The sequence below is a fragment of the Serratia nevei genome, assembly GCF_024160145.1.
Taxonomy (GTDB): Bacteria; Pseudomonadota; Gammaproteobacteria; order Enterobacterales; family Enterobacteriaceae; genus Serratia; species Serratia nevei_A.
The window spans coordinates 113707-131353 of record NZ_JAMYWQ010000009.1 but is presented as its reverse complement, the minus strand read 5'-3'; the positions used below and the strand labels follow the sequence as shown (position 1 = coordinate 131353).

The window sequence follows — 17647 nt, the reverse complement described above, 5'->3', positions numbered from 1 at the left end:
TGCTAGCTAATCTATAAATTATAACTCCCGCCGGGGCGGGAGTTAATGTTATTCGGTATATGGGGGCGATTTCGCCCGTTTCAACCGTTAACCGAACCAGTGGTGGAACATCAGTTTGATGTAATCCACGATGCGGCTGAAGAAACCGCCTTCTTTCACTTCGTTCATCACCACCAGCGGGCGCTGGTCGATGGTTTTGCCGTCCAGCTGGAAGTTGATGCTGCCGACCACCTGGTTTTTCGCCAGCGGCGCGTGAATTTCCGGCGTGTTCAGCACGTAGCTGGCCTTCAGATCCTTCATGCGGCCGCGCGGGATGGTCAGGTAGACGTCTTTGTCCACGCCCAGCTCAACGCGATCGGCATCGCCGAACCAGACCGGCTCGGAGGCGAACTCTTTACCGACTTTCAGCGGTGCCACGGTTTCGAAGAAGCGGAAGCCCCAGGTCAGCAGTTTCTTGCTCTCGGCTTCGCGGCCTTTGTAGGTGCGGCCGCCCATCACGGCGGAGATCAGACGCATCTGACCTTCGGTTGCCGAAGCCACCAGGTTGTAACCCGCCGCGTCGGTATGGCCGGTTTTGATGCCGTCGACGTTCAGGCTGTTATCCCACAGCAGACCGTTGCGGTTCATCTGGCGGATATTGTTGAAGGTGAACTCTTTTTCTTTATAAATCGCGTACTCGTCCGGCACGTCGCGGATCAGCGCCTGGCCGATCAACGCCATGTCGCGCGCCGAGCTGTACTGGCCCTGGGCATCCAGGCCGTGTACCGTCTGGAAGTGGGTGTTCTGCAGGCCCAGCTTGTTGACGTAGGTGTTCATCAGGTTGACGAACGCGTCCTGGCTGCCGGCGACGTAGTCGGCCATCGCCACGCAGGCGTCGTTACCGGACTGCAGGTTGATGCCGCGGGTCAGTTTGGAGACCGGCACGCGATCGCCCGGCTTCAGGAACATCAGCGAGGAGCCTTTGAACACCGGGTTGCCGGTCGCCCAGGCGTCCTGGCCGACGGTGACCATATCGTCCTGGCCGATTTTACCCGCTTTCAGCGCCTGGCCGATGACGTAGCTGGTCATCATTTTGGTCAGGCTGGCCGGATCGCGACGCGCGTCGGCATTCATTTCGGCCAGCACCTTGCCGGAGTTGTAATCAATCAGGATGTACGCTTCCGCATCGATCTGCGGGACACCTGGGATCATGGTTTTGATGTTAACGTCATCGGCATGCGCGACGGAGGCTGCGCTCATTGCGATAACGGTGCCGAGTGCGATGCTTTTGATTAAGCGAAAAGAAGTTACTTGTTTCATGATCGGGACTACAACATCCGTGAAAGTAAAGTTAAAAAACGAGCCACACTATAGCAGATGCGATCCCGGCAGGCATTATCCATTCATCTGACTAATTGCGGTTAGTGACCTTTTAGCTGCAAGAAAATGTTTCAGCTAAATAACCGCTTATCAGCCGCGAATGCCCGCCGGGCTTAACGCTCAGGGTGCAGCAGTAACGAAAGACTGTTGTTGCGCCTCGCTGGCCAGGCGTTGCTGCAGCTGGGCCGCCTGCTGACGGCTGCTGAACGGGCCGAGCTGGACGCGATAAACGTTGCCGTTGGCCGCCACTTTGCCCGGTACGCCAAACTGTTGGCTCAGGCTTTGCTGCCAGCTCTGGGCGCGCTCGGCGCTGCTCAGCGCACCGACCTGCACCACGTAACCGCCGGTGGAAGAGGCGGCGGCAGCCGCGGCGCCGGCCGCGACCGGTGCGGCCACGGCGGCGGCTTCAGGTTCGGACCCTTCCAGCACGCCGGCCGGTACGGCGCTTGGCGCGCCGAGGAAACCGCTGCGGCCGCCGGTTGCGTTGCCGCCAGCGGCTGGGGCGTTGTTGTCGTCGGTGCGCAGGGTGCTGTTATCGATCGGGCGCACCGCCGCGCCGCTGGCGACCGGTGCGTCCTGTTGGGTCGGGGTGCCCATGCCGCTGGAGCCGAGATCCGGGCGCGCCGGCAGGGCGTAGCTCTGTTTCGCCACGATGGTGCCGATGGTGCCCGGGCCGCTCAGCGTACCGTCCGGCGCCACGTTGATGAAATCGACTTTGACCTTGGTGTTGTTGGACAGGTTGAGGCGATCGGCGGCGGCTTTCGACAGATCGATGATGCGGCCCTTGGTGTAAGGCCCGCGATCGTTGACGCGCACCACCAGCTGACGGCCGTTGGCCAGGTTGGTGACACGTACATAGCTAGGGATCGGCAAAGTCGGGTGCGCCGCAGTCAGGCCGTTGGGATCGAACTGCTCGCCCAGCGCGGTGGTGTTGCCGTTGGCCTCTTCGCCATACCAGGCCGCCAGGCCGGTCTGCGAGAAGTTTTGCGGATCTTTTACGATGCGGTAAGTATCGCCATTAACCTTATAATCCTGCATGTTATTAGGGTTATAGGGTTCATATTGAGGCTCGACGCCACCGATTTCCACCACCGGGCCGTTGTATGGCTGCTGTGGCGCCTGCTGTTCCGTGGTCGGGGCGGTACAGGCGGAGAGCAACACCGCCGCGACGCCGATCCAAAGCCATTCCTTACGCATTACTCACCTCTTATAAACTTTTAGACAGCATTTTCCGATGCGTGTGGATCGACATGATGATACCGAAACCGGCCATCAACACTATCAGCGCCGAACCCCCGTAACTGACCAGAGGCAAAGGTACGCCAACTACCGGCAAAATGCCACTGACCATACCGATGTTAACAAAGACATAAACGAACAAAATCAGCATCAAGCCGCCGACCATCACGCGGCCGAAGGTGGTTTGCGCCTTGGCGGCGATCACCAGCCCGCGAATGATCACCAGCAGATAGAGCGCCAGCAGCACCAACACCCCGATCAGCCCCAGCTCTTCGGCCAACACGGCGAAGATAAAGTCGGTATGGCGTTCCGGCAGGAACTCCAGCTGCGACTGGGTACCGTGCAACCAGCCCTTGCCGGACAGGCCGCCGGAGCCGATGGCGATCTTCGACTGAATGATGTGGTAGCCGGCGCCGAGCGGATCGCTTTCCGGATCGAGCAGCATCATCACGCGGTCGCGTTGATAACCGTGCATCAGGAAGAACCACAGCACCGGGATAAAGGCCGCCAGCGCGACGGCGGCGACGGCGATCAGTTTCCAGCTCATGCCCGACAGGAACAGCACGAACAGGCCGGAGGCGGCGATCAGGATCGAGGTGCCCAGATCCGGCTGTGCGGCCACCAGCAGCGTTGGCAGGAAGATCAGTACCAGCGCGATGGCGGTGTTTTTCAGCGAAGGCGGGCAAACGTCGCGGTTCATAAAGCGCGCCACCATCAGCGGCACGGCGATCTTGGCGATTTCCGACGGCTGGAAGCGCACCACGCCGAGATCCAGCCAGCGCTGCGCGCCTTTACTGATCTGCCCGAAGGCGTCCACCAGGATCAGCAAAATCACGCAGAAGATATACAGATAGGGTGCCCAGCTTTCGTATACGCGCGGCGGAATTTGCGCCATGACGGCCATCACGATCAGCCCCATGACGATCTGCCCGATCTTGCGCTCCATCATGCCGATGTCCTGGCCGCTGGCGCTCCACATCACGAAGGCGCTGTAAACCAGCAAGGCCAGGATCAGCAGCAGGAACGTCGGGTCGATGTGGATTTTGGTCCAGATCGAGCCTTTTTGTTGGCTTTCAGTCATGTTCTACCTTAGTCACCTTCTACGCCAGGCGGCAGCGGGGCCTCGCTTGGCAATTGCGTATTGTTGTCGCCCAGCAGAATATGGTCGAGGATCTGGCGGGTGATGGTCCCCACCGCCGGACCGGAGCCGCCGTTTTCCAGAATGATGGCGACCGACACCGTCGGGTTGTTGAACGGCGCGAAGGCGGTCATCAGCTTGTGATCGCGCAGGTGCTCCGCCAGTTTGTGGGCATTGTAGGTTTCGTAGCCGAATACCTGTGCGGTACCCGATTTCGCCGCGGCCTTATAAGGTGCGTCCGCAAAGTACTTGCGCGCCGTCCCGTTCGGACGGTTGGCCACACCGTACATGCCGTCTTTGGCAATTTCCCAGAAGCCGGAATGAATATCGCCGATCTGCGTGTCTTCTTCCTGTTTGAACGGCACCAGCGCGCCGTTGACGCGGGTGCTCTGCAGCAGGTGCGGCGTTTTGACGGTGCCGTCGTTGATCAGGGTGTTCAGCGCTTTGGCCATCTGGATCGGCGTGGCGGTCCAGTAACCCTGGCCGATGCCCACCGGAATGGTGTCGCCCTGATACCACGGCTTTTTATAGCGCTTCAGCTTCCATTCGCGCGTCGGCATCAGGCCGGAGCGCTCTTCGGCCAGGTCGATGCCGGTGTACTGGCCGTAACCGAATTTGGTCAGCCAGCTCGACAGCCGATCGATCCCCATGTCATAGGCGACCTGATAGAAGTAGGTATCCGCGGACTCTTCCAGCGCCTTGGTGACGTTCAGGCGGCCGTGGCCCCATTTTTTCCAGTCGCGGAAGCGCTTTTCCGAGCCGGGCAGCTGCCACCAGCCGGGATCGAACACTACGGTGTTCTTGGTGATCACCCCGGCGCTGAGTGCCGATACTGCGATATAAGGCTTTACCGTCGACGCAGGCGGGTAAACCCCCTGCGTGGCGCGGTTGATCAACGGGCGATTCGGATCGTTCAGCAGCCCCTGATAATCCTTGCTGGAAATGCCGTCCACGAACAGGTTCGGATCGTAACTCGGGTTGGACACCATCGCCAGAATGGCGCCGGTGCGCGGATCGCTCACCACCACCGCGGCGCGGCTGCCGACCAGCAGCTGCTCGATATAGCGCTGCAGGTTGAGATCGAGCGTCAGGTAGACGTCCTGACCGGCGGAAGGCGGCTGCTCGTGCAATTGGCGGATCACCCGGCCGCGGTTGTTGACTTCGACCTCTTCGTAGCCGGTTTTGCCGTGCAGCGTGTCTTCGTAATAGCGTTCGATGCCCAGCTTGCCAATGTCGTGGGTCGCGGCGTAGTTGGCCAGCTTGCCGTCTTTGTCCAGGCGTTCGACGTCGCGGTCGTTGATCTTCGACACGTAGCCGGTGACGTGGGTGAGGGCGGAGCCGTAGGGGTAGTAGCGGCGCTGGTAGCCTTTCACTTCCACGCCGGGGAAGCGGAACTGATTGACCGCAAAGCGGGCGACCTGCACTTCGGTCAGCGCGGTTTTCACCGGAATGGAGACGAAACGGCGCGAACGCTTGCGCTCTTTTTCGAAGTTGGTGATGTCGTCGTCGGTCAGATCGACCACCGTGCGCAGCGCCTGCAGCGTGGCTTTGAGATCGTCAACCTTCTCCGGCATCAGCTCCAGCTGATAAATGGTGCGGTTGAGCGCCAGCGGCGTGCCGTTGCGATCGTAGATAATGCCGCGGCTGGGCGCGATGGGCACCAGCTTGATGCGGTTTTCGTTGGAGCGGGTGCGGTAATCCTCGACGCGGACCACTTGCAGATTATACAGGTTGGCGATCAGGATGCCGGACAGCACCAGGATGACCAAGAACGCCACCAGGGCGCGGCGTACAAACAGGGCGGATTCAGCCGTATAGTCGCGAAAAGGGTTACGTTCTATTTTCATCCCGCTGCTTTATTTCACTCTGTCACGGTCACCACCGGCTATTCCCGGTGGTAAGGATGATTTGTAGTAATACTCCAGGCGCGGTAGAGGCTTTCGGCCACCAGGACGCGCACCAAAGGATGCGGCAGTGTCAGCGGAGACAGTGACCAGCTCTGCTCGGCAGCGGCTTTGCAGGCGGGCGCCAACCCTTCCGGGCCGCCGATCAGCAAGCTGACGTTGCGGCCATCCTGCTTCCAGCGCTCAAGCTGCTGCGCCAGCTGCGGCGTTTCCCACGGCGTGCTTGGGATATCCAGCGTAACGATGCGGTTGCCTTTGCCCACCGCCGCCAGCATCTGCTCGCCTTCTTTGTCCAGAATGCGCTTGATGTCGGCGTTTTTGCCGCGTTTGCCCGCCGGGATCTCGGTCAGCTCAAACGGCATATCTTTGGGAAAACGGTGCAGGTAATCCATAAAGCCGGTTTGCACCCAGTCTGGCATTTTGGTGCCGACCGCCACCAATTGCAGTTTCACCGCTTAACTCCAGAGTTTTTCCAGCTCGTACAGGCGACGGCTCTCTTCCTGCATCACGTGCACGATCACTTCGCCCAGATCGACCACGATCCAGTCGGAGGCCTCCTGGCCTTTCATGCCGTACAGTTCCATGCCTGCGGCACGGGATTCCTGCACCACGTGGCTGGCGATCGACATCACGTGGCGTGTCGAGGTGCCGGTGCAGATGATCATGCAATCGGTGATGCTGGATTTGCCCTGGACGTCCAGAGCGATAATGTCTTGGCCTTTCAGGTCATCGATTTTATCGATGACGAAATCTTGGAGCGCTTTACCTTGCAAAGGTTCCCCCTCGGGTGTGTTCTGTTCAGTCGACTGCGGCGGGCAAAGTGCGCGCGCCGCGGCGTAACCGGATAATGGTTTCGGCAGGCTGCCGCTGAAAGCCAGCTAACTGGTGACTGCCCGGCCAGCTAAGGTTTCCGGGGTTTTCAGCGGATACCTGAAAAATAGCGGCGCAGTATATCACGCACCTTTCGCTAGCGATATAAACCCTGCAACTCGATATAGCGCTGCACCGGACGTGGCAGCAGATCGTCGCAGTTGAGGCCCTGATGGCGGCGCTGGCGGATCTCGGTGGCGGAAATTTCCAGCTCCGGCGTATCGGCCAAATAGATATGGCCGTGCGGGCGAAGGCTGAGCAGCGCCGGGTCGGCGGTGCGATGGCGTTCCAGCCACTGCTGCAGCTCCGGCGTGTCCATGCGATCGTTATAGCCCGGTCGCGCCAGCACCAGCAGGTGGCAGACGTCCAGCAGCGCCTGCCAGCGATGCCATTTATGCAGCGTCAGCAGTGAGTCCTGGCCAATAATAAACGCCAGCGGCTGGGCGGCGCCACGCTCTTTACGAATCGTTTCCAACGTCTCGATGGTGTAGGAGGGGGTGGTGCGGTGCAGCTCGCGATCGTCGACCGCAAACAGCGGGTTGCCGGCGATCGCCAGCTCGACCATCTTCAGGCGCTGCTGCGCATTGGCCTCCGGCTGCGGCCGGTGCGGCGGCACGTGGTTAGGCAGCAGCGTGACGCGATTCAGGCCCACTTCGGCGGCCAGCGCCTCCACTGGCCGCAGGTGGCCGTAGTGGATCGGGTCAAAGGTGCCGCCGAACAGCGCGTGCAATACGGTGGGGTGTTCCGGATTAGTGGGCATCGCTAAAACTCGTGGCCAGGGGTTTGCCGCACAGCAGCATCGACAGGGTTTCCAGTTCCGGCCAGACCGACTGGCCATAGTCCTGCTTGAGGGTCAGCTCGATTTGCGTCAGCAGCTGTACCGCCTGCTGCAGCTGGGGGCCGGACAGGCGTTGCAACGCCTGGGTTACCAGCGGGCGGCGGTTCTGCCAGACCTTGTGCTGATCGAACAGCGTGCGCAGCGGCGCTGAGGCCATGCGGCGCTGCAGCGTCAGCAGCAGCAGCAGTTCGCGCTGCAGGGTGCGCAGCAGGATCACCGGCTCCACGTCCTCTTGCTGCAGCTGCTGCAAGATATGCCAGGCGCGCTTGCTCTTGCCGGCCAGCAGGGCATCCAGCCAGTGGAACGGCGTGAAGTGGGCGGCGTCGTTCACCGCCTGTTCGACGCGTGGTAGCGTCAGCTTGCCGTCCGGGTGCAGCAGCGACAGCCGCTCCAGCGCCTGCGACAGCGCCAGCAGGTTGCCTTCATAGCAGTAGCACAGCAGCTGATTGGCGGCGTCGTCCAGCTCCAGCTTCATCGCCTTGGCGCGCGTGGCGACCCAGCGCGGCAGCTGCGCCTGTTCCGGCGTCTGGCAACTGACGAGGGCGCCGTGCGGGCTGAGTGCCTTGAACCAGGCGCTGTTTTCCTGTGCTTTGGTGAGGCGCGGGCCGCGCAGGATCAGCAGAATATCCTCGTGCAGCAGCGTGGCGAGCTTGGTGAGCTGTTCGCCGATCGGCGCCGTCGGGCCGTTTTCCGGGAAGATCAGCAGCAGCGTCTGGCGGCTGGCGAACAGGCTCATCGCCTGGCAGATGCCGAAGATGGCGTCCCAGTCGGTATGGGCGTCGAGGGAAATGCTGTAGTGCTCGCTGAACTGCTGCTGTTGCGCGGCCTGCCGGAGCAGATCCTGGCTTTCCTGCAGCAGCAGCGGTTCATTGCCGCTCAATAAATAACAAGCGCGCAGCCCCTCTCGGAGCTGCGCGGCAAGTTGTTCCGGATAAATGCGGATCATTGTGCGGTTTGGCTTGCCGCTCGTTCGCCGGCGGCAGCGGCTTTCTGCCGGTTCTCTTCTTCCGCCGCATGCACGGTCAGCAGTTTGCGCACCAGCTGTTGCGCCGCCTGCTCGCGCATTTCCTGGCGAATGATATCCTGCTCGGAATCTTTGGCCAGCGCGGTCAGCGGGTTGTCGAAGAAGGAACGGAACACTTTCACCGACAGCGGATACAGATCATGGCCCGGGATCAGCACCTGCGCCTGCACGGTCAGCACCAGCTGATACTCGGCGGTTTTACCGTCCTGGAAGATCGAAGCGGTATCCTGGCTTTCCGTTGCGCCAAGGATGCGCAGGGAAGGCACGTCTTTACGCTTCGGATCGCTGACGATGGTCACGTCGTTCAGGCGCAGCTGCTCACGTACCGAGCGCGTCAACGGGCCGTAAGGGTCGGCGCTGTCCAGGATCAGCGTTTTCATTTCATTCGGCACCTGCGTGGTGCCACGCAGGTGAAAACCGCAGCCGGCGGTGACCAGCACCGCCAACCCCAGCAACAGCGTCAGAATACGTTGTCGCACAACTCCTCCTTGTGTTAACCCACAACCAGGTTAAGCAGTTTGCCCGGAACGTAGATCACTTTGCGAATCGTGACGCCGTCCAGATATTTAGCCACCAGATGCTCCTCGGCAGCGCGCGCGCGCACCTGCTCTTCGGTCGCATCGGCCGATACGGTGATTTTAGCGCGAACCTTGCCGTTCACCTGCACCACCACCAGCTTGGAGTCCTCGACCATCGCCTGCTCGTCGGCAACCGGCCATGGCGCGGTGTCCACGTCGCCTTCGCCGCCCAGCGCCTGCCACAGGGTGAAGCACACGTGCGGGGTGAACGGATACAGCATGCGAACCACGGCCAGCAGCGTTTCCTGCAGCAGCGCGCGATCCTGCTCGCTCTCCTGCGGCGCGCGGGCCAGCTTGTTCATCAACTCCATCACGGCGGCGATCGCGGTGTTGAAGGTTTGACGGCGGCCGATATCGTCGGTCACCTTGGCGATGGTTTTGTGCAGATCGCGGCGCAGCGCTTTCTGATCTTCGTTCAGCGCCGCCACGTCGAGCGGCTGTACCGCGCCTTTTTCCACGTGATCGTAGGCCAGTTTCCACACGCGTTTCAGGAAGCGGTTAGCCCCTTCCACGCCGGATTCCTGCCACTCCAGCGTCATTTCTGCCGGTGAAGCGAACATCATGAACAGACGCACGGTGTCCGCGCCGTATTTTTCCACCATTTCCTGCGGATCGATGCCGTTGTTCTTCGACTTCGACATTTTGCTCATGCCAGCATAGACCAGTTCACGGCCTTGCGGATCGGTGGCCTTGATGATGCGGCCCTTGTCGTCGCGCTCGACGGTGGCGTCAACCGGGGATACCCAGACGCGCTCGCCGCTGTTGCCGGTGTAGTAGAAGGCGTCGGCCAGCACCATGCCCTGACACAGCAGGCGCTTGGCCGGCTCGTCGGAATCCACCAGGCCGGCATCGCGCATCAGCTTGTGGAAGAAGCGGAAGTACATCAGGTGCATGATGGCATGTTCGATGCCGCCGATATATTGATCGACCGGCAGCCAGTAGTTGGCGGCGGCCGGATCCAGCATACCCTGGTCATACTGCGGGCAGGTGTAGCGCGCATAGTACCAGGAAGACTCCATAAAGGTGTCGAAGGTGTCGGTTTCGCGCAGTGCCGGCTGGCCGTTGACGGTGGTCTTCGCCCACTCGGGATCGGCCTTGATCGGGCTGGTAATGCCGTCCATGACCACGTCTTCCGGCAGGATCACCGGCAGCTGGTCTTCCGGCGTCGGCATCACGGTGCCGTCTTCCAGCGTCACCATCGGGATTGGCGCGCCCCAGTAACGCTGGCGGGAGACGCCCCAGTCGCGCAGACGGTAGTTGACCTTGCGCTGGCCCACGCCCTTGGCGACCAGTTTGTCGGCGACGGCGTTGAAGCCCGCTTCATTGTCCAGGCCGTCGAATTCGCCGGAGTTGAACAGCGCGCCTTTGTCGGTCATCGCTTCGGCGCTCACGTCAGGCCGGCTGCCGTCGAGGTTCAGGATCACCGGTTTGATCGGCAAATCGTATTTGGTGGCGAATTCCCAGTCGCGCTGGTCGTGCGCCGGTACCGCCATCACGGCGCCGGTGCCGTATTCCATCAGCACGAAGTTGGCGACCCACACCGGCAGCTGCTCGCCGCTCAGCGGATGGACCACGAACAGGCCGGTCGGCATGCCTTTCTTCTCCATCGTCGCCATGTCGGCTTCGGCAACTTTGGTGTTGCGGCATTCGTCGATGAAGTCGGTCAGCGCCGGGTTGTTGCGCGCGCCCTGTTGCGCCAGCGGGTGGCCCGCGGCCACCGCCACGTAGGTGGCGCCCATGAAGGTGTCGGGACGGGTGGTGTATACCGTCAGCTTCTCTTCGCTGTCCGCCACGGCGAAGGTGATTTCCACGCCTTCCGAGCGGCCAATCCAGTTGCGCTGCATGGTTTTCACCTGCTCCGGCCAGCTTTCAAGCGTGTCCAGATCGTTCAGCAGCTGATCGGCGTAGGCGGTGATTTTGATGAACCACTGTGGGATCTCTTTACGCTCGACCTTGGTATCGCAGCGCCAGCAGCAGCCGTCGATAACCTGTTCGTTGGCCAGCACGGTCAGATCGTGCGGGCACCAGTTCACCGCCGAGGTCTTCTTGTAGACCAGGCCTTTTTCATACAGCTTGGTGAAGAACCACTGCTCCCATCGGTAGTATTCCGGCTGGCAGGTGGCGATTTCGCGATCCCAGTCGTAGCCGAAGCCCAGCAGTTTCAACTGGTTCTTCATGTATTCGATATTGTCGTAGGTCCACGGGGCCGGTGCGGTGTTGTTTTTCACCGCCGCGCCTTCCGCCGGCAGGCCGAACGCATCCCAGCCGATCGGCTGCAGTACGTTTTTGCCCAGCATGCGCTGATAGCGCGAGATCACGTCGCCGATAGTGTAGTTACGAACGTGGCCCATGTGCAGTCGGCCGGACGGGTAAGGCAGCATGGATAGGCAGTAGTACTTTTCCTTGCTGTCGTCTTCGGTAACCTTGAAAGTCTGCTTCTCTTGCCAGTGAAGCTGTACGTTCGATTCTATGTCTTCTGGACGGTATTGCTCTTGCATGGCGGCCGGTGGTCCTGTAGGTGTAAACCGTTGCCCCGGGCAGAGGCAACGCAATGAACATATAGTATTCGTAGATCCGCATAGCATAGCTGATAAGACCTCCCGGCAACAACTCCAAGCGCCCGCCTCGGCGCATTTAAAAAAAACGCCGCCATGACGCGGCTCACAACCTGCGGATCCCGCGTCTTGCCAAGTGACATCAGTCATTTACGGCTAAAATAAGAACAAGTAGCTTAGGGGTAACCCTACAGCCAAGTCCGGCGCAGCGTTTAATCGAGGAGAGTCTATGAACAAGGTTGCTCAGTATTACCGCGAATTGGTGGCATCGCTGACCGAACGTCTGAAAGACGGCGAACGCGATATCGACGCACTGGTGGCCAGCGCGGAGCGGCGGTTGAACGAGGCCGAAGATCTGACCCGCGACGAGGTGCGGCAGGTGACGCAGGCGGTGCGGCGCGATCTGGAAGAGTTCGCTCGCAGCTACCAGGAGAGCCGGGACGAGTTTACCGACAGCGTGTTTATGCGGGTGATCAAAGAGAGCCTGTGGCAGGAGCTGGCGGATATCACCGACAAAACCCAGTTGGAGTGGCGCGAGGTGTTCAAGGATGTCAGCCACCACGGCGTTTACCACAGCGGTGAAGTGGTGGGGCTGGGCAATCTGGTGTGCGAGCAGTGCCACTACCACCTGGCGTTCTACACGCCGGAGGTGTTGCCGCTCTGCCCGAAATGCGGTCACGACCAGTTCCAGCGCCGGCCGTTTGAACCTTGATGATGCTCCCCGCCAGGGCGGGGAACGCTAAGGCTGGCGTTTAACGGAACAGTTTCTTCAGCAGGTTGCTGAGGAACCCACCGCTGACGGTTGCCGGGGCGACTTGCGCCTGCGCCGGTGCGCTGGCCGGCACGGCGACGCCGGCCGGGACTTTCTGCGCGACCGCGATGCGGCTGTCCTGCGCGGCTTTCTCCGCCGCTTCCGGGCCGTAGGCGAAGCCTTCCGCCAGTACGAATTCCACGTCGGTGATACCGATAAAGCCCAGGAACAGCTTCACGTACGGCGTGATCAGATCCGTCGGCGTGTCGGCGTGGATGCCGCCGCGGCTGGAGATGACGATCGCTTTCTTACCCGTCACCAGCCCTTCGGCGCCGGCGGAGGTATAGCGGAACGTCTGGCCGGCGCGGGCGATTAGATCGAAGTAGATCTTCAGCTGCGTCGGGATGTTGAAGTTGTACATTGGGGCGCTGATGATCAGCGTGTCGTGCGACTTCAGTTCGGCAATCAGCTCATCGGACAGCGCCAGGGTGCTTTGCTGGTGCGGCGTCAGCGGCTTGTCGCCGGCGGTAAAACCGGCCATCACTTCGCCATCCAGCTCCGGCAGGGTCGGGTTGGCCAAATCGCGCACGGTGAACCTGTCTTCAGGGTGAGTTTCACGCCATTGTTCAACAAAAAAATCGACTAATTTTCCAGACTGGGAATACTCACCCAGAATGCTTGATTTCAGGACCAGTACGCGGCTCATTGGCTTATCTCCAGGCGAAGTCTAATCGGTAACGATGTCAGTCGGTGTAAACGCATGGTAGAGGCAAGCCAGGAACAGTGATAGCGCAAAAATTCGCTGAGTTAAATCAAAAAACTTGAATGAGGGGCGCGAGCGCGCCCCGATGGGATCAATAACGCGCTACGCGCTCGGCCAGCAGATCGATAAAGCCTTCGCGGTTGATGCCGGTCAGCACTTCCACGTTGGCCGCGTTGCCGGTTTGCTGGAAATAGTCCACCACCGTCATGCCGACGGTGTATTCCCCTTTGGTTTCCACTCCGACCCAGCGCTCTACGCCGGTGAACAGCTGCGGTGCCAGCAGCCAGGCGATGGTGCAGGGATCGTGCATTGCCGCGCCGGGCAGGCCGCGCGGATGGCTGAGGTACAGCGGCAGGTAAAAATCGAGCATCTCCGCGACCGCCTGGGCGACCGGGTTGTCTATCTGGCGAATGCGCTCGATATCCTGTGGCAACACCAGCGCCTGATGGGTGACGTTCAGCCCGGCCATGGTCAGCGGTACGCCAGATTTCAGCACCATTTCGGCGGCTTCGGGATCGACGAAGATGTTGAACTCCGCGACCGGCGTGGTATTGCCGGCGTTCATGCCGCCGCCCATAAATACGATGCGTTCGATGCGGCTTTTCAGCTCGGCATACTGGGCCAGCAGCAGGGCGATGTTGGTCATCGGGCCGGTCACCACCAGGGTCATTGGCTGCGGGCTGGCGCGCAGCAGGTCGGCGATCAGCTCGACGGCGCCGCGGGGATCGGGTTTGATTGTCGGCGTTGGCAGGTGGGTGTTGCCCATGCCGGTTTTGCCGTGGACATGCTCGGCGATCACCAGTTCGCGCATCAGCGGGCCACCGGCGCCGGCGGCGACCGGAATGTCCTCGCGCTGCATCAGGGTCAACAGGCCCAGCGCGTTATGCAGGGTTTTCTCCGGCGTCTGGTTGCCGGCGGAAGTGGTGATGGCTTTGACGTCCAGCTCCGGCGAACGCAGCGCCATGGCCAGCGCGATGGCGTCGTCGAGGCCGGGATCGCAATCGATGATAATAGGGCGGGGCATGTTCTTTCTCCTCTGTTTGTTATGCTGCGAGCATCGGCTCAAAACCGGGGAGACACAAGCGCTTTTAGTGCCGGGAGAGAGGATGCGCCCCTGACGGGGCGCATGGATGGGGCATTTAGTGCAGGATCTTGGCCAGGAAGTCCTTGGCGCGATCGGACTCGGGGTTGTTGAAGAAATCGTCTTTGTTGCGGTCTTCGACGATTTTGCCTTCGTCCATGAAGATCACCCGATTCGCCACCTTACGGGCGAAGCCCATTTCGTGGGTCACCACCATCATGGTCATGCCTTCATTCGCCAGCTCGACCATCACGTCCAGCACTTCGTTGATCATTTCCGGATCGAGCGCCGAAGTCGGTTCATCGAACAGCATGGCGATCGGATCCATGCACAGCGCGCGGGCGATGGCGACGCGCTGCTGCTGGCCGCCGGACAGCTGACCGGGGAACTTGTTGGCATGGGCGGAGAGGCCGACGCGCTCCAGCAGCTTCAGGCCCTTCTCGCGCGAGGCGGCCTTGTCGCGCTTGAGCACTTTCACCTGTGCCAGCGTCAGGTTGTCGATGATAGACAGGTGCGGGAACAGCTCAAAGTGTTGGAACACCATGCCGACCTTGGAACGCAGCTGCGCCAGGTTGGTTTTCTTGTCGTTGACCGGCGTGCCGTTCACCAGGATGTCGCCCTGCTGGATCGGCTCGAGGCCGTTGACGGTTTTGATCAGGGTAGACTTGCCGGAGCCTGAAGGACCGCAGACGACGACCACTTCGCCTTTTTTCACTTCGGTGGTGCAATCGGTCAACACCTGAAAGTGACCGTACCACTTAGAAACATTTTTCAGGGATATCATCAAACAGTCCTTTTCTTCAAATAGCTTACCAGCGCCGAGGCGGCAAGGCTGATAACAAAATAGACAAAGCCGGCGAACAGGATCATTTCAACCTGGGTGCCGTCGCGTTCGCCGATGGTCGACGCGGTGCGGAAGAAGTCGGCCAGGCTCAGTACGTAAACCAGCGAGGTATCCTGGAACAGGACGATGCCCTGGGTCAGCAGCAGCGGCACCATGGCGCGGAACGCCTGCGGCAGGATCACCAGCCGCATGGATTGCCAGTGGGTCATGCCCAGCGCCAACGCGGCGGAGGATTGGCCGCGCGAGATGCTGATAATGCCGGCGCGGATGATTTCCGAGTAATAGGCCGCTTCAAACAGGGAAAAGGCTACCATAGCCGAGATCAGGCGAATATCGGTTTTCGGTGATAAGCCTAGAACCTGTTGTAATAAGCTTGGAACCACCAGATAGAACCACAGCAGCACCATCACCAGCGGCACCGAGCGGAACAGGTTGACGTACAGGGTGGCGAACCAGCTGATCGGTTTGAACGGCGACAGACGCATCACCGCCAGCACGGTGCCCCACAGAATGCCGACCACGATGGCGGTCACGGTGATCTTCAGCGTGATCGCCATGCCCTGTAACAGAAACGGGAAGCTTGGGACGATCGACGCCCAGTCAAATTCGTACATTATTTACTCCCCAGGTTGCCAGGCAACTGCACTTTCTTTTCGACCAGACGCATCAACAGCATGATAACGGCGTTGATGCCGATATAAGCCAGCGTGATGGCGGTAAAGGATTCATAGGCGTGTGCGGAGTAATCCAACAGCTTGCCGGCCTGCGCGGCCATGTCCACCAGCCCGATGGTGGAGGCGATGGCGGAGTTTTTGACCAGGTTGAGCATTTCCGAGGTCATCGGCGGCACGATCACCCGGTAGGCGTTCGGCAGCAGCACGTAGCGGTAGGTTTGCGGCAGCGTCAGGCCCATCGCCAGCCCGGCGGCTTTCTGGCCGCGCGGCAGGGACTGGATGGCGGCGCGCACCTGCTCGCAGACGCGGGCGGCGGTAAACAGCCCCAGACAGAGCATGGAGGAGACGAAGAACTGCACGTTGGGATCCAGCTCGCTTTTAAACCAGGTGCCGATATTGGCCGGCAACAGCTCGGGGATCACCAGATACCAGGTAAAGAATTGCACGATCAGCGGCACGTTGCGGAACAGTTCGACGTAACAGGTGCCGAGGGCGGAAAGAAAGCGGTTGGGTACGGTACGCAAGATACCGAACAGCGAACCGACGAAGAAAGCGATAATCCATGCACAGACGGAGAGGGCCACCGTGACCTGAAAGCCGGACCAGATCCAGCCGAGGTAAGTGGTGTTCCCAAACGGGGCCTGCTGCAGGAAGATACCCCAGTTCCAATCTATTGACATAACAAACTCCGGTAAACGGGCGCAGAGCGCCGAAGATTGATGACCTGCTGAGCGCCGATCGCCGCGCGGCCAGTCTGGCTGGCTTGTTGTGTGCGGATGTCGGTGATGCGCGTTGGGGAAAATGAGGGCGGGGAACGGCCACCCTCATTCCTGTCTGTCCCAGTCATCAACTGGGCCGGTTTGGCCTGGCGGCCGCCCCGGCTTTTGTTCTATTTAGTTCAACGCTTTGTCGTTAGGCTCTTTGAACAGCTGCTTCATGTCGTCCGACAGTTCGAAGTTCATGTTGAGGTTTTTCGGTGGAATAGGCTGCTTGAACCATTTGTCAAACCACTTGGCCGCTTCACCGGAGGTTTGCGCCTGGGCGATGGTGTCATCGACCAGCTTTTTGAACTCAGGATCGTCTTTGCGCAGCATGCAGCCGTAGGCTTCTTTCGACTGCGGCGTGCCGATGATTTCCCACTGATCCGGCTTCTTGGCCTTGGCGCGCTCGCCCGCCAGCAGGGCGTCGTCCATCATGAAGGCCACTGCGCGGCCGCTTTCTAGGGTGCGGAAGGAGTCGCCGTGGTCTTTGGCGCTGATGATGCGCATGTTCATTTTGTCGCTGTCGTTCAGTTTGTTCAGCAGCACTTCGGAGGTGGTGCCGGAGGTGACCACTACCGGTTTGCCGGCCAGGTCTTTAAAGTCTTTGATGTCGGAGCCTTTCTTCACCAGCAGACGGGTACCGACCACGAAAATGGTGTCGGAGAAGGCGGCCTGTTTTTGGCGCTCGAGGTTATTGGTGGTGGAGCCGCACTCGAAGTCATAGGTGCCGTTTTGCAGCAGCGGGATGCGGTTCTGCGAGGTAATCGGCAGCATTTTCACCTGCAGATTCGGTGCATTAAGCTTTTTCTTAACAGCTTCAACGATTTGGTTGGAGTAGTCCTGAGAGTAGCCCACAACTTTTTGTTGGTTGTCGTAGTAGGAAAAGGGCACTGACGATTCGCGGTGGCCGACAACGATCACGCCGTTGTCTTTGATTTTTTTCAGCGTACCGGTCAGGTCTTCCGCATGCGCCACGCTACCTGCCATACCGAGCAGCAGTAACGATAACGCCAATTTACGCATTTGCATGGTCCAACTCCTTTGCTGTTGTGGTGGCTCTGACTAAAGAGCGTCAGGTTAAATCGACTATTTATTGCTCAGTTTATAAAGATAGTCTTAGAACAGATCGCCGTTAAAAAATAACCGATTGTGAATACCTTGAAACTAAAATGTTTCATTTTTTGAGACGCCGCGCGCACCAAATCAATGCAACAAAATGCCGACGCACCCGAGCGGTGCGTTCGATGCACCCAAAATGTGCGCAGGTG

At 60.1% G+C, this 17647-nt stretch carries 17 protein-coding genes; 1 reads left to right on the top strand and 16 read right to left on the bottom strand.

The genetic code is table 11. The features are described 5' to 3' along the window. Positions 1 to 87 precede the first annotated feature (87 nt). The 10 genes from dacA to leuS all read right to left on the bottom strand — a co-directional run bounded on the left by dacA (position 88) and on the right by leuS (position 11448). Positions 88 to 1299 carry a D-alanyl-D-alanine carboxypeptidase DacA gene (gene dacA / locus M6G53_RS09295; protein ID WP_253330706.1) on the bottom strand — a complete coding sequence of 404 codons (1212 nt, stop codon included), beginning with the start codon at positions 1297 to 1299 and terminating at the stop codon, positions 88 to 90. A 180-nt stretch (positions 1300 to 1479) separates the two neighbouring features. Further along, positions 1480 to 2556 carry an endolytic peptidoglycan transglycosylase RlpA gene (gene rlpA, locus M6G53_RS09290; RefSeq protein WP_253330704.1) on the bottom strand — a complete coding sequence of 359 codons (1077 nt, stop codon included), beginning with the start codon at positions 2554 to 2556 and terminating at the stop codon, positions 1480 to 1482. Between the two features lie 10 nt (positions 2557 to 2566). Then, positions 2567 to 3679 carry a peptidoglycan glycosyltransferase MrdB gene (gene mrdB / locus M6G53_RS09285; protein WP_253330702.1) on the bottom strand — a complete coding sequence of 371 codons (1113 nt, stop codon included), beginning with the start codon at positions 3677 to 3679 and terminating at the stop codon, positions 2567 to 2569. An 8-nt stretch (positions 3680 to 3687) separates the two neighbouring features. Then, positions 3688 to 5583 carry a peptidoglycan DD-transpeptidase MrdA gene (mrdA, locus tag M6G53_RS09280; protein WP_253330700.1) on the bottom strand — a complete coding sequence of 632 codons (1896 nt, stop codon included), beginning with the start codon at positions 5581 to 5583 and terminating at the stop codon, positions 3688 to 3690. Between the two features lie 38 nt (positions 5584 to 5621). Continuing rightward, a complete protein-coding gene (gene rlmH, locus M6G53_RS09275; RefSeq protein WP_253330698.1) occupies positions 5622 to 6092 on the bottom strand; it encodes a 23S rRNA (pseudouridine(1915)-N(3))-methyltransferase RlmH in 471 nt (156 codons plus the stop codon). A gap of 3 nt (positions 6093 to 6095) precedes the next feature. Then, positions 6096 to 6413, bottom strand: coding sequence for a ribosome silencing factor (gene rsfS / locus M6G53_RS09270; RefSeq protein WP_016928774.1), 318 nt, complete (start codon positions 6411 to 6413; stop codon positions 6096 to 6098). A 194-nt stretch (positions 6414 to 6607) separates the two neighbouring features. Then, positions 6608 to 7270: a nicotinate-nucleotide adenylyltransferase gene (nadD, locus tag M6G53_RS09265; protein ID WP_253330696.1), complete on the bottom strand. Its 663-nt coding sequence runs from the start codon at positions 7268 to 7270 to the stop codon at positions 6608 to 6610. Beyond that, positions 7260 to 8294, bottom strand: coding sequence for a DNA polymerase III subunit delta (gene holA, locus M6G53_RS09260; RefSeq protein WP_055316089.1), 1035 nt, complete (start codon positions 8292 to 8294; stop codon positions 7260 to 7262). Before holA ends, nadD begins: the two co-directional genes overlap by 11 nt. Beyond that, the gene (gene lptE, locus M6G53_RS09255) at positions 8291 to 8851 is read right to left on the bottom strand and encodes an LPS assembly lipoprotein LptE (protein WP_253330694.1); all 561 of its coding nucleotides are present in this window, start codon (positions 8849 to 8851) and stop codon (positions 8291 to 8293) included. The genes holA and lptE overlap by 4 nt, the downstream gene beginning before the upstream one ends. Before the next feature lie 14 nt (positions 8852 to 8865). Continuing rightward, positions 8866 to 11448, bottom strand: a complete 2583-nt coding sequence (gene leuS, locus M6G53_RS09250) for a leucine--tRNA ligase (RefSeq protein ID WP_253330692.1) — start codon at positions 11446 to 11448, stop codon at positions 8866 to 8868. A 286-nt stretch (positions 11449 to 11734) separates the two neighbouring features. Here leuS and M6G53_RS09245 point away from each other — a divergent pair, with 286 nt between their 5' ends. Further along, entirely contained in the window at positions 11735 to 12217 is a 483-nt protein-coding gene (locus M6G53_RS09245; protein WP_253330690.1) for a zinc ribbon-containing protein, read from the top strand. Between the two features lie 40 nt (positions 12218 to 12257). On the opposite strand, the gene M6G53_RS09240 is transcribed toward M6G53_RS09245, so the two are convergent. The 6 genes from M6G53_RS09240 to M6G53_RS09215 all read right to left on the bottom strand — a co-directional run bounded on the left by M6G53_RS09240 (position 12258) and on the right by M6G53_RS09215 (position 17408). Next, complete coding sequence (locus M6G53_RS09240; protein WP_253330688.1) at positions 12258 to 12962, bottom strand: FMN-dependent NADH-azoreductase; 705 nt, start codon at positions 12960 to 12962, stop codon at positions 12258 to 12260. Between the two features lie 148 nt (positions 12963 to 13110). Then, the gene (rihA, locus tag M6G53_RS09235) at positions 13111 to 14043 is read right to left on the bottom strand and encodes a pyrimidine-specific ribonucleoside hydrolase RihA (RefSeq protein ID WP_253330686.1); all 933 of its coding nucleotides are present in this window, start codon (positions 14041 to 14043) and stop codon (positions 13111 to 13113) included. Positions 14044 to 14158: 115 nt separating this feature from the next. Continuing rightward, positions 14159 to 14884 (bottom strand): amino acid ABC transporter ATP-binding protein, encoded by a 726-nt coding sequence (locus M6G53_RS09230; RefSeq protein ID WP_253330685.1) that lies wholly within the window; start codon positions 14882 to 14884, stop codon positions 14159 to 14161. After that, positions 14884 to 15558, bottom strand: a complete 675-nt coding sequence (gene gltK, locus M6G53_RS09225; RefSeq protein WP_019454075.1) for a glutamate/aspartate ABC transporter permease GltK — start codon at positions 15556 to 15558, stop codon at positions 14884 to 14886. The genes M6G53_RS09230 and gltK overlap by 1 nt, the downstream gene beginning before the upstream one ends. After that, positions 15558 to 16298, bottom strand: a complete 741-nt coding sequence (locus M6G53_RS09220; RefSeq protein ID WP_253330683.1) for an amino acid ABC transporter permease — start codon at positions 16296 to 16298, stop codon at positions 15558 to 15560. The genes gltK and M6G53_RS09220 overlap by 1 nt, the downstream gene beginning before the upstream one ends. 213 nt (positions 16299 to 16511) lie before the next feature. Continuing rightward, positions 16512 to 17408 (bottom strand): amino acid ABC transporter substrate-binding protein, encoded by an 897-nt coding sequence (locus M6G53_RS09215; protein ID WP_253330681.1) that lies wholly within the window; start codon positions 17406 to 17408, stop codon positions 16512 to 16514. Positions 17409 to 17647: the final 239 nt, after the last annotated feature.

Bases quoted from the DNA above. Each gene is read 5' to 3' on its own strand.
- M6G53_RS09220 (WP_253330683.1), bottom strand. From the start codon at position 16,298: ATGTCAATAGATTGGAACTGGGGTATCTTCCTGCAGCAGGCCCCGTTT.
- rlpA (WP_253330704.1), bottom strand. From the start codon at position 2,556: ATGCGTAAGGAATGGCTTTGGATCGGCGTCGCGGCGGTGTTGCTCTCC.
- nadD (WP_253330696.1), bottom strand. From the start codon at position 7,270: ATGCCCACTAATCCGGAACACCCCACCGTATTGCACGCGCTGTTCGGC.
- M6G53_RS09215 (WP_253330681.1), bottom strand. From the start codon at position 17,408: ATGCAAATGCGTAAATTGGCGTTATCGTTACTGCTGCTCGGTATGGCA.
- rihA (WP_253330686.1), bottom strand. From the start codon at position 14,043: ATGCCCCGCCCTATTATCATCGATTGCGATCCCGGCCTCGACGACGCC.
- M6G53_RS09240 (WP_253330688.1), bottom strand. From the start codon at position 12,962: ATGAGCCGCGTACTGGTCCTGAAATCAAGCATTCTGGGTGAGTATTCC.
- gltK (WP_019454075.1), bottom strand. From the start codon at position 15,558: ATGTACGAATTTGACTGGGCGTCGATCGTCCCAAGCTTCCCGTTTCTG.
- M6G53_RS09245 (WP_253330690.1), top strand. From the start codon at position 11,735: ATGAACAAGGTTGCTCAGTATTACCGCGAATTGGTGGCATCGCTGACC.
- mrdA (WP_253330700.1), bottom strand. From the start codon at position 5,583: ATGAAAATAGAACGTAACCCTTTTCGCGACTATACGGCTGAATCCGCC.
- M6G53_RS09230 (WP_253330685.1), bottom strand. From the start codon at position 14,884: ATGATATCCCTGAAAAATGTTTCTAAGTGGTACGGTCACTTTCAGGTG.
- dacA (WP_253330706.1), bottom strand. From the start codon at position 1,299: ATGAAACAAGTAACTTCTTTTCGCTTAATCAAAAGCATCGCACTCGGC.
- leuS (WP_253330692.1), bottom strand. From the start codon at position 11,448: ATGCAAGAGCAATACCGTCCAGAAGACATAGAATCGAACGTACAGCTT.
- mrdB (WP_253330702.1), bottom strand. From the start codon at position 3,679: ATGACTGAAAGCCAACAAAAAGGCTCGATCTGGACCAAAATCCACATC.
- holA (WP_055316089.1), bottom strand. From the start codon at position 8,294: ATGATCCGCATTTATCCGGAACAACTTGCCGCGCAGCTCCGAGAGGGG.